Genomic DNA, 14,873 nt, shown 5'->3' with positions numbered 1-14,873 from the left:
GGCCGTGGAAAATAAATCCAGGGCCTGGGAATAGAGCGGATCGGCGTTCGTCTTAATGCTCCGACCTTATGGTTACCCCCAAAGGCCTTCAGGCCCTGGAGTCTGTTCATGGTAGATCACTCATCACCGCCACGTCCTCCGTTAAGCACGGCGAGCCTGATCGCGCGGCTTGCGGGTATTGGTGCCGTGGTTGCGGTTATGGCCGGGGCATTTGCCTACGTCAACGGCAGCCTCGACCCACAACGCCTGCGCCCGAAAACCCTGGTCAATGCCCTGGAAACCAACAACGGCGTGCACCCGGGATTCCGGCGTAACCATGCCAAGGGCGTGTGCGTGGCCGGGTATTTCGAAAGCAGTGCCGAGGCGCGTGCCTACTCCCGCGCCGAGGTGTTCAGTGCGGCCAGGACGCCGTTGATCGGCCGCTTCGCCCTGCCCAGCGGCAACCCCTATGCGCCGGACAGCAGTGTGCCGATCCGCAGCTTTGCCGTGCAGTTCAGCCTGGACAACGGCCAGCAATGGCGCACCGGCATGAACAGCATGCCGGTATTCCCGGTGGGCACGCCCGAGGCGTTCTACCAGTTGCTCAAGGCCGGCGCGCCGGACCCGGCCACCGGCAAACCGAACCCGGCGAATATGCCGGCGTTTTTTGCCGCTCACCCTGAGGCGGCGCCATTCCTGGCGTGGGTCAAGACGGCCAGGCCATCGGCCAGTTATGCGACCGAAACCTATAACGGTATCAACGCGTTTTACCTGGTGAGTGCCGAGGGCAAGCGCCAGGCCGTGCGCTGGGGCGTAGTGCCCCAGAGTCAGGATGCAGCGGGGGAGACCGCACCAGCGGGCGCCGACTTTCTGGAGAAAGACCTGGTGCAACGCCTGGCCTCAGGGCCGTTGCGTTGGCAATTGAACATGACCCTGGCCAACCCCGGCGACCCGCTGGATGATGCGAGCAAACCCTGGAGCGGTGAGCACAAGGTGCTGAATGCCGGCACCCTGGTGCTGCAAAGCAGCCAGCCCCAGGCCGACGGCGATTGTCGCGACATTAATTTCGATCCGTTGATTTTGCCCAGCGGCATCGAAGCCTCCAATGACCCGCTGCTGGCTGCACGCTCGGCGGCGTATGCCAGTTCGTACCTGCGCCGTGCCGGTGAAGTCAGCCCCTTGCACAGAGCCCCAGCGGAGTCGAAGCCATGAATGCCCAACCACGGTTTTTTGCGCCCCTGGCGCGCCTGCTGCACTGGTTGATGGCGCTGATGGTCATCGCCATGTTGTTTATCGGCGCAGGCCTGGCGGCGTCAGTGTCGGAGCGGCATGAGTGGTTGATCCACCTGCACAAGCCGCTGGGGATCGCGATCCTGGTGCTGGTGATCGTGCGCCTGGCGGTGCGCTTCTCTACCCGCCAGCCGCCGTTGCCGTCTGACTTGCCGCTGTGGCAGGTGCTGGCAGCCAAGGCGTCCCATCTGGTCTTGTATGGGTTGATGCTGGTATTGCCGCTGCTGGGCTGGGCGATGATTTCGGCGGCGGGCGATCCGGTGATGCTCAGCAGTTCGGTGCAGTTGCCGGCGCTGGTGGCGGCGGATGCACCGCTGTTTGCGCTATTGCGCAAGGCCCATGGGTATCTGGCGTACCTGCTGTTCCTGACGGTACTGCTGCACCTGGCGGCGGCGCTGTTCCATGGGTTGATTCGGCGCGATGGTGTGCTGCAGAGCATGACCGGCACCAAGGACTGATGCCGGGGGCCAGGGGCGTTAGCGCAGGACCGTGACGATATCGGCCACGGTGCTCAAGACGTCCTTGGCCAGCTGTTTGGAGCGTTCGCCTGACCAACCGGTTTTCGGATTGGGGGCGTCGTCGTTGTCCTTGAACGGCATTTCCAGGGTCAGGGACAGGCAGTCGTACTGCTCGCCGACGGCATTGCAGGCCAGGGTCATATTGGCTTCGCCCGGCAAGTCGCGGGTGTAGCCGTGGGTGGTTTGGAAGTCACGGGTCAGCGAACTCAAATGGCTGCGGAAGCGTTTTTCCAGCGCTTCGATACGCGGGGTGTAGCCGGGGTTGCCTTCGCAGGCAGCGGTGAACACGTAGGGGATTTCTTCGTCGCCGTGAATATCGAGGAACAGGTCGACACCGTACTGCTGCATTTGCTGTTGCACGAACAGCACTTCCGGGCTGATCTCCTGGCTGGCGCTTTGCCAGGCGCGATTGAGGTCCTGGCCCATGGCGTTGGTGCGCAGGTGACCGTGGAAGGCGCCGTCGGGGTTCATGTTCGGCACCAGGTACAGGTCGGCAACGGCCAGGAGCTTTTTCATCTCGGCATCGCCATCCTGTTGCAGGCGTTCGATGATGCCCTCCATGAACCATTCGGCCATGTGTTCGCCGGGGTGCTGCTGGGCAATGATCCAGACATTGCGTCGGCCTTCGCCGCCTTTGCCACGTCGCAACAGTTGAATATCGCGGCCCTCGACACTTTTGCCGGTGGCCAGCACTTGGGTGCCGGCGTACTTCAGGGCCTGGTCGATCAGCCAGTCGTGGCGTTCGCGGCTGTAGGGCTCGAAGTAGGCCAACCAGGCATGCTTCTCACGGGTTTCGAGGCTGATGTGCAGGATCTCGCCGTCGAAGCGCGTAGGGACTCGGAACCAGTTGACGTGATCATAAGACGCGACAGCGTTGTAGCCGCTCCAGGCGTGCTTATACGAAGAACCACCGGCGTTGCTCAGGCGAAAATTATGGGTGTGGCCCACGTGCATGCCTTCGGCTTTGAAGTGGAACCATTGGTAATGGTGGCTGCGGGTATCGGGCTGGATGGCCAGCAGCAACTGGTAGGCGTCGCTGGCGTCGAGCACCTGGATATTGCCACTGTCGAAGTCGGTGCTGATCTTGATGGAGGTCAAGGCCACGGTCATAGTCTGGTTGCCTGAATATGAGTGTTGTGGCGGCTATATTACACAGGAGTGTGGTAAAGCCTGGATGCAAAATTGTTGCGGGGAGGGGGGCGTCGTCCGTGACGCCGCCGCAGCTTAGAATCTATGAGATTGATTCTCAAGCGCTATTTCGCAGAGATGTGCGCTGGAGCACTGGACTGGCTTTCTTTTGGCGATGGTCTTTTGCTACCATGCGCGCCATCAAGCAACACACAGTCTTCATTAGCCTGAAGCCATGCCAGGGAAACTGGCAAAAAAAAGACCCGGCCAAAGAGCCGGGTCAAAAACCGTGATTAGCCTGATGAGGAGATATTCCAAGAGTCCGACCTAAGGTCCCTTGGTCTATCGACTGATCTCGCGATCAGCTGAGCCCAATAATAATCATTATCATTTGCAAGTCAAATGTTTTTATCCATGGGATAGAAATATTTTTCTTTCGCGGCTGTTATCCGTTCGCCCGAACCTCCGGTACCTGCAACGACCGCTCGACCATCGCCTTCGCCATATCAATCAAATACACCACTGAAAACGCCAGGTCGCGCTGGTTGCCCTGATGGCTGCTCGCTGATTCGTAGGCCGTGGCGGCGGCACTGCGCAACAGGTCCGAGGCGTGCACCAGGGCTTCCTCCTGGCTGATGCCGGGCTTGATGGCGAAAAAGCTGTCATCCGGGACGGGTGCTGACATATTTTCTTTCAAGTAAAAGTCCAAGGCACGCTGGGCAGCACCGCTGCTGCGCAGGTTTTGCACGTCATCGTTTTCGGGTGTTTCAGGCAGGAAATGCGGGCTCGTCGTCATAAGGGGCGGTACTCTGGGTGGGTGTCGAAAACCTTATGCTCGATGATAGTACGTATCGTATTTATGTCGTTTTATGGATTACTACAAACTGTTTATTGCCCTGGAAACTGGCTGACGTATTGTCCGCGGCCATGGATAAATGGATAGCGTTGGTCAAGGCCAACATGAAAGACCGCAAGGTCACCCAGGGTGAGCTGGCTGAACGCTTGGGCATGTCCCAGGGGGGCGTTGGCCACTGGCTCAACAAGCGCCGCGTGCCGAGCCTGGCGGATATGAACCGGGTGCTGGCAGAGTTGGGGCTGGGCGACTTGGAAGTGGTGCAGGAGCTGCGTGAGAAGGCCGACGAGGTCGTAGACCCGGCAAGACAGTACACGGCGTATTTTCGCTACCCGGTCAGCGAGTGGAAAGGCCTGGGCGAAACGCGCGAAGAGCGCCCGGCCTATGGCGCCGCACGCTTCGAACCGACGGATTACCACGCCCGGGGAGACGCCTTCTGGCTGCCGGTGACGGGCGACGCCATGACCGCGCTCAGCGGCCCGAGCATCGCAGCGGGGATGATGATCCTGGTAGATCCGGCCATCGCCGCCGAACCCGGCAAATTGGTAGTCGCCCAACGGGCCGGCAGTACCCAGGCGACCTTCCGGCAGTTGCTGGAAGAGAGCGGCCAGCTCTACCTGGTGCCGCTCAACCCCACCTACCCGAAACTGCTGTTCACCGTCGATTGCCGCATCCTCGGCGTCGTCGTGCAAGCCACGGTGAAGTTCTAGTCCGCCGTTTCGAGCTCCACCAACGCACACCCTTCGGCAACCATTTCGCCCTCCTGGCAGAACAGCGCCTTGACTACCCCGGCCTGGGGCGCGCGGATGCTGTGCTCCATCTTCATCGCTTCGAGCACCACCAACTGGGTGCCGGCCTCGACCGTTTGGCCGACGTCCACCAGCACCCGCACGATGCTGCCGTTCATCGGTGCCGTGAGGCCGCCCTGGTGCGACTGGTTGGCCTCGACAGCGGCAATCGGATCGAACAGGCTCACGCCCTGCATCTCGCCGTCCCAACGCAGGAAAACCGTGTGCTCGTTGCGCACTGCCAGATGTGAACGACGGACGCCCTGGTGTTCGATCACTAACTGTTCGCCCTGCAATGTCGCGGCGCCGGCGGCCAGTGTTACCAGGCGGTCCTGGCCATTGCAACTCAAGTGCAGCGAGACCTCGGCGGGCAGCCCTGCACGGAATCCACCGGTGTCCGCCCATGGCCCGTCACCCGCAGGCAAGCTCTGCATGAAGGCCGAACCTGCGGCTTGCCAGAACGCATCGCTCAAAGTCCCGGCCACCGGCAGCAGCTCATCCTGATAGCGCGGAATGAACCCGGTATCCAACTCAGCCGCCGCAAATGCCGTATGACCAATAATGCGCCGCAGGAAGCCCAGGTTGGTCTTCAGCCCACCCACGGCAAACTCGTCGAGCATGCTCAGCAAGCGCAGGCGCGCCTGTTCACGGTCTTCGCCCCAGGCAATCAGCTTGCCGAGCATCGGGTCATAGAACGGCGACACGTCGTCTCCTTGCTCGACACCACTGTCCACGCGACGCCCTGGGCCCGGCGCGGACTCGCGATACAGCGCCAGGTGCCCGGTGGCGGGCAGGAAGTCGTTGGCCGGGTCTTCGGCGTACAAACGCACTTCAATCGCATGGCCGATCAATGGCACCTGCTCCTGGGTGATCGGCAGCGCCTCGCCCTGGACGACGCGAATCTGCCAGGCCACCAGGTCCAGGCCGGTAATCGCTTCGGTGACCGGGTGTTCCACCTGCAGTCGCGTGTTCATCTCCATGAAGAAAAACTCGCCGCGCGCATCCAGCAAGAACTCCACCGTGCCCGCGCCGACATAACCGATGGCCTGGGCCGCACGCACCGCCGCTTCGCCCATGGCCTTGCGCTGTGCAACGCTCAGCCCTGGTGCCGGGGCTTCCTCGACGACCTTTTGGTGTCGACGCTGGATCGAGCAATCCCGCTCATTGAGGTACAGGCAATGCCCGTGCTGATCGGCAAACACCTGGATCTCTACGTGGCGAGGCTTGAGCAGGTATTTCTCCACCAGCATCTGCCCATTGCCGAAGGACGACAGCGCCTCACGTTGGGCCGAGGCCAGGGCTTCGGCGAGTTGGCTGACATCCTCCACCACCTTCATGCCCTTGCCGCCGCCCCCGGCCGTGGCCTTGAGCAGTACCGGATAGCCGATGCGCTCGCAGGCGGCGCGGAAGGTTTCCAGGTCCTGCTCTGTGCCGTGATACCCCGGCACCAGGGGCACGCCGGCGGTTTCCATCAGTGCCTTGGCGGCGGACTTACTGCCCATTGCGTCGATGGCCGAGGCGGGCGGCCCGAGGAAGATCAGCCCCGCCGCCTCGATCGCACGGGCAAACCCGGCGTTTTCCGACAGGAAGCCGTAGCCTGGGTGAATGGCCTGGGCACCGCTGGCCTGGGCGGCGGCGATCAATTTGTCGATTTGCAGGTAGCTCTCGGTGGCTTTGCTGCCCCCCAGGTCGACACGAATATCCGCCTCGCGGCTGTGTCGCGCATCACGGTCGACGGCGCTGTGCACCGCCACGGTGGTCAGGCCCATGGCCTTGGCGGTGCGCATCACCCGGCAGGCAATCTCGCCGCGGTTGGCCACCAGTAAGGTGGTGAGCGTGCTCATGAACGCGGCTCCTGGGGTTGCCAGCTGGGTGGGCGTTTTTGCAGGAACGCGCGCAAGCCCTCCTGGCCTTCGGCGCTGACACGGATGCGCGCAATGGCATTTTCGCAATAGCGGCGCAGGGCAGGGGTGAGCGCGCCGTTACCGACTTCGCGCAGCAGGTCCTTGCTGGCGCGCATCGCCGCCGGGCTGTTTTGCAGCAGGTTAGTGACCCACTGTTCCACCTGCTGGTCCAGTTCACCAATCGGGTAGCTTTCCGCCAGCAGGCCGATTTCCCGTGCACGCTGGCCGCCAAAACGCTCGGCGGTCAGGGCATAGCGCCGCGCCGCCCGCTCGCCGATGGCCTGCACCACGAACGGGCTGATCACGGCCGGGGCCAGGCCAATGCGCACTTCCGACAGGCAGAACTGCGCATCATCGGCGCCGATGGCCATGTCGCAGCAACTGATCAAGCCCAGCGCGCCGCCGTAGGCCGCGCCTTGCACCACTGCCAGGGTGGGGATTTTCAGCTTGGCCAGGTTGTACATCAGCTCCGCCAGTTCGCGGGCGTCGTCCAGGTTGGTGTGGTAATCCAGTTCGGCCGACTGCTGCATCCAGGCCAGGTCGGCACCGGCGCTGAAGTGCCTGCCGCGCCCACGCAGGACGAGGAAACGCAGGGACGCATCACCTTGCACATGGTCGAGGGCGATGATCAGTTCGCGGATCATCTCGGCGTTGAACGCGTTGTTCTTGGCTTCTCGGCTGAGCCACAACGTGGCAAAGCCACGGCTGTCGGTGATCAGTTCGAGGGTATTGAAATCGCTCATGCAAGGAGCTCCATGATGATGAGAGGTCTCCTGTAGGAGCGAGCTTGCTCGCGAAAAACGTCCAGGCAACGCGTTCATCCAGAATGCTCGCGTTATCGTTAACGACCTTCGCGAGCAAGCTCGCTCCTACAGGTTACATGCGGAACACGCCGAAGCGGCTCGGCTCGATGGGGGCATTCAGCGCGGCGGACAAGGCCAGGGCCAGCACATCGCGGGTCTGCATCGGGTCGATGACGCCGTCGTCCCACAGGCGTGCGCTGGAGTAATAAGGGTGACCCTGGGTTTCGTACTGGTCGAGGATCGGCTGCTTGATCGCCGCTTCCTCTTCAGTGCTGAAGCCGACGCCTGCCCGTTCAGCCTGCTCACGCTTGACCTGCACCAGCACGCCCGCAGCCTGTTCGGCGCCCATCACGCCAATCCGCGCGTTGGGCCACATCCACAAAAAACGTGGGTCATAGGCGCGGCCGCACATGCCGTAGTTGCCGGCGCCGAAGCTGCCGCCGATGATCACCGTGAATTTCGGCACCTTGGCGCACGCCACTGCAGTCACCAACTTGGCGCCGTGCTTGGCGATGCCTCCGGCTTCGTATTTCTGGCCGACCATAAACCCGGTGATGTTCTGCAGGAACAGCAACGGAATCCCGCGTTGGCAGGCCAGCTCGATAAAGTGCGCGCCTTTTTGCGCGGCCTCGGCGAACAGAATCCCGTTGTTCGCCAGGATCGCGATCGGGTAGCCGTGCACATGCGCGAAGCCGCACACCAGGGTGGTGCCGAACAGTGCCTTGAACTCATCGAACACCGAGCCATCCACCAGCCGTGCGATCACTTCGCGCACATCGAACGGCTGCTTGGCATCGGCCGGGATCACGCCGTAGAGCTCTTCGCTGCTGTACAACGGCGCCACGGGCGCGCGTTGCAGCAATTGGCCTTGCTTGCGCCAATTGAGGTTGGCCACGCTGCGGCGGGCCAGGGCCAGGGCGTGTTCATCACTGTCGGCATAGTGGTCGGCCACGCCAGAGATCCTGCAGTGCACATCGGCACCGCCGAGGTCTTCGGCACTGACCACTTCACCGGTAGCCGCCTTCACCAACGGCGGGCCGGCCAGGAAGATGGTGGCTTGGTTGCGCACCATGATCGCTTCGTCGGCCATGGCCGGCACGTAGGCGCCACCGGCGGTGCACGAGCCCATCACCACGGCGATCTGCGGGATGCCCTGGGCACTCATGTTGGCCTGGTTGAAGAAGATCCTCCCGAAGTGTTCGCGGTCGGGAAACACTTCATCCTGGCGCGGCAGGTTGGCGCCGCCGGAGTCCACCAGGTAGATGCATGGCAGGCGGTTCTGTTCGGCGATGGTCTGGGCGCGCAGGTGTTTTTTCACCGTGAGCGGGTAGTAGGAGCCGCCTTTGACCGTGGCGTCGTTGGCGACGATCATGCATTCGACGCCTTCCACGCGGCCGATGCCGGCGATCACGCCGGCGGCGGGCACGTCTTCGCCATACACCTGATGGGCGGCCAGTTGGCTGAGTTCGAGGAACGGCGAGCCCGGGTCCAGCAGGCGATTGATGCGCTCGCGCGGCAGCAGTTTGCCGCGCGAGGTGTGACGCTCCTGGGCCTTGGCGCCGCCGCCTTGCTGCACATGGGCGAGCAGGGTGTGCAGGGCGTCGACCTGTTGGCGCATCGCCGTGCTGTTGCTGGCGAACTCCGCTGAGCGTGGGTTGAGCTGGGTGTGCAAGGTGGCCATGGGACGCTCCTTCAGCGGGTTTCGTTGAAGAGTTCGCGACCGATCAGCATCCGCCGGATCTCACTGGTGCCGGCGCCGATTTCATACAGCTTTGCGTCCCGCAGCAGGCGCCCGGCGGGGAATTCATTGATATAGCCATTGCCGCCGAGGATCTGGATCGCGTCGAGGGCCATTTGCGTGGCGCGTTCGGCGCTGTACAGGATCACCCCGGCCGCATCCTTGCGCGTGGTTTCGCCGCGTTCGCAGGCCTGGGCCACCGCGTAGAGGTAGGCGCGGCTGGCGTTGAGCTGGGTGTACATGTCGGCGACCTTGCCCTGGATCAGCTGGAACTCGCCGATGCTTTGACCGAACTGCTTGCGATCGTGGATGTACGGCACGATCAGGTCCATGCACGCCTGCATGATCCCGGTGGGGCCGCCGGACAGCACCACGCGCTCGTAATCGAGGCCGCTCATCAGCACTTTCACGCCGCCGTTGAGCACGCCGAGGATGTTTTCTTCCGGCACTTCGAGGTCATCGAAAAACAGCTCGCAGGTGTTGGAGCCGCGCATGCCGAGCTTGTCGAACTTGTTGCTGCGGCTGAAGCCTTTCCAGTCGCGCTCGACGATAAACGCGGTGATGCCGTGGGGGCCCTTTTCCAGGTCGGTCTTGGCGTAGATCACATAGGTGCTGGCGTCGGGGCCGTTGGTGATCCAGGTCTTGCTGCCGTTGAGCACATAGTGGTCGCCGTGTTTGTCGGCGCGCAGTTTCATCGAGACCACGTCGGAACCGGCGTTGGGTTCGCTCATGGCCAGGGCGCCGACGTGCTCGCCGCTGATCAGTTTGGGCAGGTACTTGAGTTTCTGATCGTGAGTACCGTTGCGGTTGATCTGGTTCACACACAGGTTGGAGTGGGCGCCGTAGGACAACGCCACCGAGGCCGAGCCACGGCTGATTTCTTCCATGCTCACCACGTGGGCCAGGTAACCCAGGCCGGCGCCGCCGTATTCTTCCGGTACGGTGATGCCCAGCAGGCCCATGTCCCCGAACTTGCGCCACAGGTCGGCGGGGAACAGGTTGTCGATGTCGATCTGTGCCGCACGGGGCGCGATTTCCTTGGCCACGAAGGACTGCACCTGGTCGCGCAGCATGTCGATGGTTTCACCGAGGGCGAAGTTCAGGGACGGGTAACTCATGGACAGGCACCTTAATGTAAGCGTTGTTGTTGTGTGGAGGGCGCGTCAGGGAAAGGGCGCTCACCTTTACGTTAACGTAAGCTTGCGTTACGGCGCTGTCAATCGTAGTTTACGTTTACGTCAACCTACAAAAAAGACAACAGGGGTCGTTATGGATCAACCGCATCCGAGCTACAGCCGTGGCTCCCAGGACAAGAGCCTGCTGGCCATGACCATTGGCCAGGCCTTCGATCACACCGTGGCGCAATACCCCGATGGCGAAGCCCTTGTGGTGCGCCATCAGCAGCGTCGCTACACCTGGCGGCAACTGGCCGAGACCGTCGAGGTGCACGCCCGCGCGTTCCTGGCCTTGGGTATGCAGACCGGCGACCGCCTGGGTATCTGGGCGCCCAATTGCGCCGAATGGTGCATCAGCCAGATCGCCAGCGCCAAGATTGGCGTGATCCTGGTCAATATCAACCCGGCGTACCGCAGCAGTGAACTGGACTACGTGCTCAAGCAGTCCGGCTGCGAATGGCTGGTGTGCGCCGGCGCGTTCAAGACCTCCGACTACCACGCGATGCTGCAGGCATTGCAGCCTGAGCTGCGTGGCATGATCAGCCTCGACCCCAGCCCGCCCCCGGGCTTCCTGCCCTGGTCGGAACTGGCGGCCCTCGGTGCGGGCCTGCCGCTCGAGCAGTTGCACAGCCGCCAGGCCAGCCTGCACTTCGATCAAGCCGTCAATATCCAGTACACCTCCGGCACCACCGGGTTCCCCAAGGGCGCCACCCTCAGTCATCACAACATCCTCAATAACGGCTATATGGTCGGCGAAAGCCTGGGCCTCACCGCGCAGGACCGCCTGGTGATCCCGGTGCCGCTGTACCACTGCTTCGGCATGGTGATGGGCAACCTGGGCTGCATTACCCATGGCACCACCATGATCTACCCGAATGACGGCTTCGATCCGCTGCTGACCCTCACCGCCGTCGCCGAAGAACGTGCCACCGGCCTGTACGGCGTGCCCACCATGTTTATTGCCCTGCTCGATCACCCGCGCCGGGGCGAGTTCGAGTTGTCCACCCTGCGCACCGGCATCATGGCCGGCGCCACGTGCCCCATTGAGGTGATGCGCCGGGTCATCGGCGAATTACACATGGGCGAGGTGCAGATTGCCTACGGCATGACCGAGACCAGCCCCGTATCCCTGCAAACCGGCGCGGATGACGATCTGGAGCGCCGCGTGACCACCGTCGGCCGCACCCAGCCGCAACTGGAAAGCAAGATCATCGATGAAGCCGGTAACACGCTGCCCCGTGGCCAGGTCGGCGAACTGTGCACCCGTGGCTACAGCGTGATGCTCGGCTACTGGAACAACCCCGACGGCACCCGCGACGCCATCGACGCTGCGGGCTGGATGCACACCGGCGACCTGGCCACCATGGATGCCCACGGCTATGTGTGCATCGCCGGGCGCAACAAGGACATGATCATTCGCGGTGGCGAAAACGTGTACCCGCGCGAGGTGGAAGAGTTTTTCTTCACCCACCCGGCGGTGGCCGATGTGCAGGTCATCGGCATTCCGGACGAGCGCTACGGCGAGGAGATCGTGGCCTGGGTCAAGCTGCATCCCGGTCATGTGGCCAGCGAACTGGAACTGCAGGCCTGGTGCAAGGGCCGCATCGCGCACTTCAAGACGCCCCGGTACTTCAAGTTCGTGGAGGAGTTTCCGATGACGGTGACGGGCAAGATCCAGAAATTCCGCATGCGCGAGATCTCGATCGAAGAGCTGGGGGCAGGGCAGGGTTAAAGGCCAGAAAGCACAAAGGGGACCCGAAGGTCCCCTTTAATTTGTCGTTGCGTGCTCTTTTTTTATTATTGAGGGGCGGTCTATTGTTGTTTTTGGCAACCGTTACCCTTTACCGCTGTTTTTGGCGACCCCCATCCGGGGTCAAGAGCAAACGTATTTTTTTGAGCGCTGATCTGCTTCTTCGTTAACGATCCAACCAGTGGGTAGCTACCTGAGGTAGTTTTATTTTTCTCTAACCGGTTGCGGGTTTCGGCATGCCGTACCCTGCGAAGCACATCTTCTCCAAAAAAATCTGTTAGCTGCGTCTCTGCCGTGTTGTTTTTGTTATGTCAGAGTCGTTTCGTCTTATTTTTATTAGGTTTGGCGCTTTTTATTCTTGTTATGTCATAGAGATAGCAGAAGGCGTGCCAACTTTTAAAATCTCTTTAAGATCAATTGGTTAGTTTTTTAGTAGGGCTTGGCCTACAGAAAATACGACAAAATATGTTCCCGTGTTACTCGATGTGTAGCCGTGCGGTAACACATTGTCACGGCTACGCTACTCAACCGGCTGTCCGTGCCTTGGCTACGCGCGAGCCGGTGGGGCGGCCGAGGACGTGGCTGATGTGCAGGCCCGCGCGAATCAATGCATCCAGGTCGATGCCGGTGTCGATCCCGAGGCCATTGAGCAGGTACAGCACATCTTCGGTAGCGACGTTACCGCTGGCGCCCTTGGCATAGGGGCAGCCGCCGAGGCCTGCAATAGAGCTGTCGAATACCGTAATGCCTTCCAGCAGGCCGGCATAGATATTGGCGATGGCCTGGCCATAGGTGTCATGGAAGTGGCCCGCCAGTTTGTCCCGTGGCACCTGCGCGCCGACCACCTCGAACAGCCGCCGCGTGGTGCCCGCCGTGCCGGTGCCGATGGTGTCGCCCAGGGAGACCTCGTAGCAGCCCATGGCATACAACTCCCGCGCGACCGCCGCCACCTGTTCCGGTGCAATCTCACCTTCGTAAGGGCAACCCAGCACACAGGACACATAGCCGCGCACGCTGATGCCGTGCTGCCTCGCCGCCGCCATGATCGGCGCAAAACGCTCCAGGCTTTCGCTGATGGAACAGTTGATATTGCGCTGGGAAAACGCCTCGGAGGCTGCGGCAAACACCGCCACCTCCTTTACGCCCGCCGCCAGCGCGTCCTCGAAACCACGCAGGTTTGGCGCCAGCGCACCGTAGGTTACGCCGGGCTTGCGCTGGATCTGCGCGAACACGTCGGCGGAACCGGCCATTTGCGGCACCCACTTGGGCGAGACAAAACTGCCGACTTCGATATAGCTCAGGCCCGCCGCGCTGAGGGCATCCACCAATTGGACCTTGTCGGCCACGCTGATGGGCTGGGCTTCGTTCTGCAAGCCGTCGCGCGGGCCAACTTCCACCAGGCGCACATGGGAGGGGAGGGACATGGCAGCTACCTTCTGATCAATGGCCAACCTGGCCCATGGTTTGGGCCAGGGCCTGGGTGCAACGCTCTTCGGCGGTGTCCAGCTCCAGCTTCATTTGTTCGATATCCAGCAGTTGCTGTTCCAACTGCTCACGGCGCTCGGCGATCTTGGCCAGCATGCTGTTGAGTTGGATCTGGTTGCCGCCGGTGGGGTCGTAGAGTTCGATCAGCTCACGGCACTCGGCCAGGGAAAAACCGATGCGTTTGCCCCGCAGGATCAGCTTGAGGCTGACCTTGTCCCGCGCCGAATAAATGCGCTCCTGGCCCCGGCGTTCCGGGGCCAGCAGGCCTTGTTCTTCATAGAAACGAATGGCGCGGGTGGTGATGTCGAGCTCGCGGGCGAGGTCGGAGATGCTGTAGGTCGTGCTCATGGGGGCGCTCAAGAAGGTCTTGGCGCTAAGCTAATGGCAGGTTGACGTAAACGTCAAGGGCCGCTGCGCAGCCCATCGGGGGCAAGCCCCCAGCCACAGGGGGCGTTCTTCAGCCTCAGGCCTGTTGTTTGTCCAGCTTCTTCTCGTGGGCGGTGACTTGCTGGCACAACTCGATCATCTGCTCGCGCATCCAGCGGTTGGCCGGGTCCTGGTCGGTACTTTCATGCCAGTACAGGTGGGTTTCCACCGGTGGCACGTCATTGACCGGCAGGTTGAACCAATGCAGCTCATGGCGGCGGGCGAAACGTTCGGGCACGGTCATGACCATGTCGGTCTGCTGCAACACTTGCGAGGCCATCAGGTAATGCTGGGAGCGCAGGGCGATCTTGCGCTGGATGCCCATCTTGCCCAGGGCCAGGTCGACATGGCCCAAACCGTTGCGGCGGCTGGAGATATGGATATGGGTCAGCGACAGGTAGTCATCCAGGGTGAACTTGTCCTTGCCCGCCATGGGATGGCCCTTGCGCATGGCGCACACGTAGCGGTCTTCCATCAGCTTGACGTGGCGTACCTGCGGGTCGGTATTGAGCGGCGCATCCACGGCAAAATCCAGGCGCCCGGCCGCCAGTTCCTTGGTGGTCTCGCGGCGTTTGGACAGGAAACTCTCGATCACCACGGTGGGCGCCAGGCGGCGCAGGCGTTGGAACAGCAGCGGCAGAATCACCGCTTCGGTGAGGTCGGTCATGCTGATGCGGTAGGTCTTGGCCGCCTGCTGTGGGTTGAAGATGCGGCTTTCCTGCACCGACACCCGCAGCAACGACAGCGCATTGCGCACCGGGCCGATGATGTTCTGCGCCATCGGCGTGGGCACCATGCCTTGGGCGGTGCGCACGAACAGCGGGTCGTTGAACGTCTCGCGCAGGCGCGCCAGGGCGTTGGACACCGCCGGCTGGGTGATGCCGACAATCTGCCCGGCGCGGGTCAGGTTGGCTTCGGTGTAGATCGCGTCGAAGACGATAAAGAGGTTGAGGTCGACCTTGCTCAGATTCATTGGGTTGCGCTCTTATTATTAGGTGGCGATTTGTTACGTGCTCATACGTCGATCATATATCGG

Annotated in this window: 13 protein-coding genes; 4 read left to right on the top strand and 9 right to left on the bottom strand. The window is 62.1% G+C overall.

Going from position 1 to position 14,873, the window contains the following annotated elements; genetic code table 11:
• The first annotated feature begins 108 nt into the window (after positions 1-108).
• Together J3D60_RS09855 and J3D60_RS09850 are read left to right on the top strand one after the other, a co-directional pair.
• Entirely contained in the window at positions 109-1,191 is a 1,083-nt protein-coding gene (locus J3D60_RS09855) for a catalase family peroxidase (RefSeq protein WP_253491167.1), read from the top strand.
• The gene (locus J3D60_RS09850) at positions 1,188-1,727 is read left to right on the top strand and encodes a cytochrome b (protein ID WP_065940125.1); all 540 of its coding nucleotides are present in this window, start codon (positions 1,188-1,190) and stop codon (positions 1,725-1,727) included. The genes J3D60_RS09855 and J3D60_RS09850 overlap by 4 nt, the downstream gene beginning before the upstream one ends.
• Before the next feature lie 18 nt (positions 1,728-1,745).
• Here the strand turns inward: J3D60_RS09850 and J3D60_RS09845 are convergent, their stop codons facing one another.
• Positions 1,746-2,897, bottom strand: coding sequence for a M14-type cytosolic carboxypeptidase (locus J3D60_RS09845; RefSeq protein WP_065940124.1), 1,152 nt, complete (start codon positions 2,895-2,897; stop codon positions 1,746-1,748).
• Between the two features lie 463 nt (positions 2,898-3,360).
• Entirely contained in the window at positions 3,361-3,711 is a 351-nt protein-coding gene (locus tag J3D60_RS09840) for a DUF3077 domain-containing protein (protein ID WP_253491165.1), read from the bottom strand.
• A 131-nt stretch (positions 3,712-3,842) separates the two neighbouring features.
• Between J3D60_RS09840 and J3D60_RS09835 the strand changes: the two genes are divergently transcribed.
• The gene (locus J3D60_RS09835; RefSeq protein WP_253491163.1) at positions 3,843-4,478 is read left to right on the top strand and encodes a LexA family transcriptional regulator; all 636 of its coding nucleotides are present in this window, start codon (positions 3,843-3,845) and stop codon (positions 4,476-4,478) included.
• Here the strand turns inward: J3D60_RS09835 and J3D60_RS09830 are convergent.
• The 4 genes from J3D60_RS09830 to J3D60_RS09815 form a co-directional block, all read right to left on the bottom strand.
• A complete protein-coding gene (locus J3D60_RS09830) occupies positions 4,475-6,400 on the bottom strand; it encodes an acetyl/propionyl/methylcrotonyl-CoA carboxylase subunit alpha (protein WP_253491160.1) in 1,926 nt (641 codons plus the stop codon). The genes J3D60_RS09835 and J3D60_RS09830 overlap by 4 nt on opposite strands.
• A complete protein-coding gene (locus J3D60_RS09825) occupies positions 6,397-7,203 on the bottom strand; it encodes a gamma-carboxygeranoyl-CoA hydratase (RefSeq protein WP_253491157.1) in 807 nt (268 codons plus the stop codon). Before J3D60_RS09825 ends, J3D60_RS09830 begins: the two co-directional genes overlap by 4 nt.
• A 133-nt stretch (positions 7,204-7,336) precedes the next feature.
• A complete protein-coding gene (locus J3D60_RS09820) occupies positions 7,337-8,944 on the bottom strand; it encodes a carboxyl transferase domain-containing protein (RefSeq protein WP_253491155.1) in 1,608 nt (535 codons plus the stop codon).
• 11 nt (positions 8,945-8,955) lie between these two features.
• A complete protein-coding gene (locus J3D60_RS09815) occupies positions 8,956-10,119 on the bottom strand; it encodes an isovaleryl-CoA dehydrogenase (protein ID WP_253491153.1) in 1,164 nt (387 codons plus the stop codon).
• A 151-nt stretch (positions 10,120-10,270) separates the two neighbouring features.
• On the opposite strand from J3D60_RS09815, the gene J3D60_RS09810 reads away from it, so the two are divergent.
• Positions 10,271-11,908 (top strand): AMP-binding protein, encoded by a 1,638-nt coding sequence (locus J3D60_RS09810; RefSeq protein WP_253491151.1) that lies wholly within the window; start codon positions 10,271-10,273, stop codon positions 11,906-11,908.
• 542 nt (positions 11,909-12,450) lie between these two features.
• On the opposite strand, the gene J3D60_RS09805 is transcribed toward J3D60_RS09810, so the two are convergent.
• The 3 genes from J3D60_RS09805 to J3D60_RS09795 all read right to left on the bottom strand — a co-directional run bounded on the left by J3D60_RS09805 (position 12,451) and on the right by J3D60_RS09795 (position 14,810).
• Positions 12,451-13,350, bottom strand: a complete 900-nt coding sequence (locus J3D60_RS09805) for a hydroxymethylglutaryl-CoA lyase (protein WP_098479155.1) — start codon at positions 13,348-13,350, stop codon at positions 12,451-12,453.
• 16 nt (positions 13,351-13,366) lie between these two features.
• Positions 13,367-13,759 carry a MerR family DNA-binding transcriptional regulator gene (locus J3D60_RS09800; RefSeq protein ID WP_027606274.1) on the bottom strand — a complete coding sequence of 131 codons (393 nt, stop codon included), beginning with the start codon at positions 13,757-13,759 and terminating at the stop codon, positions 13,367-13,369.
• Positions 13,760-13,874: 115 nt separating this feature from the next.
• On the bottom strand, positions 13,875-14,810 hold the full coding sequence (locus tag J3D60_RS09795) for a LysR family transcriptional regulator (RefSeq protein ID WP_027606275.1): 936 nt from the start codon (positions 14,808-14,810) through the stop codon (positions 13,875-13,877).
• Positions 14,811-14,873 lie beyond the last annotated feature (63 nt).

The sequence above is a fragment of the Pseudomonas sp. S3E17 genome (assembly GCF_024168685.1).
Classification (GTDB): Bacteria; Pseudomonadota; Gammaproteobacteria; order Pseudomonadales; family Pseudomonadaceae; genus Aquipseudomonas; species Aquipseudomonas marginalis.
Note: the sequence above shows the minus strand (reverse complement) of the source record. Positions and strands in the feature narration are given on the sequence as shown.

What these genes read in the sequence shown, in the direction of transcription:
- J3D60_RS09855 (WP_253491167.1), top strand. Translation starts at nt 109, where the DNA reads ATGGTAGATCACTCATCACCGCCACGTCCTCCGTTAAGCACGGCGAGC.
- J3D60_RS09850 (WP_065940125.1), top strand. Translation starts at nt 1,188, where the DNA reads ATGAATGCCCAACCACGGTTTTTTGCGCCCCTGGCGCGCCTGCTGCAC.
- J3D60_RS09845 (WP_065940124.1), bottom strand. Translation starts at nt 2,897, where the DNA reads ATGACCGTGGCCTTGACCTCCATCAAGATCAGCACCGACTTCGACAGT.
- J3D60_RS09840 (WP_253491165.1), bottom strand. Translation starts at nt 3,711, where the DNA reads ATGACGACGAGCCCGCATTTCCTGCCTGAAACACCCGAAAACGATGAC.
- J3D60_RS09835 (WP_253491163.1), top strand. Translation starts at nt 3,843, where the DNA reads ATGGATAAATGGATAGCGTTGGTCAAGGCCAACATGAAAGACCGCAAG.
- J3D60_RS09830 (WP_253491160.1), bottom strand. Translation starts at nt 6,400, where the DNA reads ATGAGCACGCTCACCACCTTACTGGTGGCCAACCGCGGCGAGATTGCC.
- J3D60_RS09825 (WP_253491157.1), bottom strand. Translation starts at nt 7,203, where the DNA reads ATGAGCGATTTCAATACCCTCGAACTGATCACCGACAGCCGTGGCTTT.
- J3D60_RS09820 (WP_253491155.1), bottom strand. Translation starts at nt 8,944, where the DNA reads ATGGCCACCTTGCACACCCAGCTCAACCCACGCTCAGCGGAGTTCGCC.
- J3D60_RS09815 (WP_253491153.1), bottom strand. Translation starts at nt 10,119, where the DNA reads ATGAGTTACCCGTCCCTGAACTTCGCCCTCGGTGAAACCATCGACATG.
- J3D60_RS09810 (WP_253491151.1), top strand. Translation starts at nt 10,271, where the DNA reads ATGGATCAACCGCATCCGAGCTACAGCCGTGGCTCCCAGGACAAGAGC.
- J3D60_RS09805 (WP_098479155.1), bottom strand. Translation starts at nt 13,350, where the DNA reads ATGTCCCTCCCCTCCCATGTGCGCCTGGTGGAAGTTGGCCCGCGCGAC.
- J3D60_RS09800 (WP_027606274.1), bottom strand. Translation starts at nt 13,759, where the DNA reads ATGAGCACGACCTACAGCATCTCCGACCTCGCCCGCGAGCTCGACATC.
- J3D60_RS09795 (WP_027606275.1), bottom strand. Translation starts at nt 14,810, where the DNA reads ATGAATCTGAGCAAGGTCGACCTCAACCTCTTTATCGTCTTCGACGCG.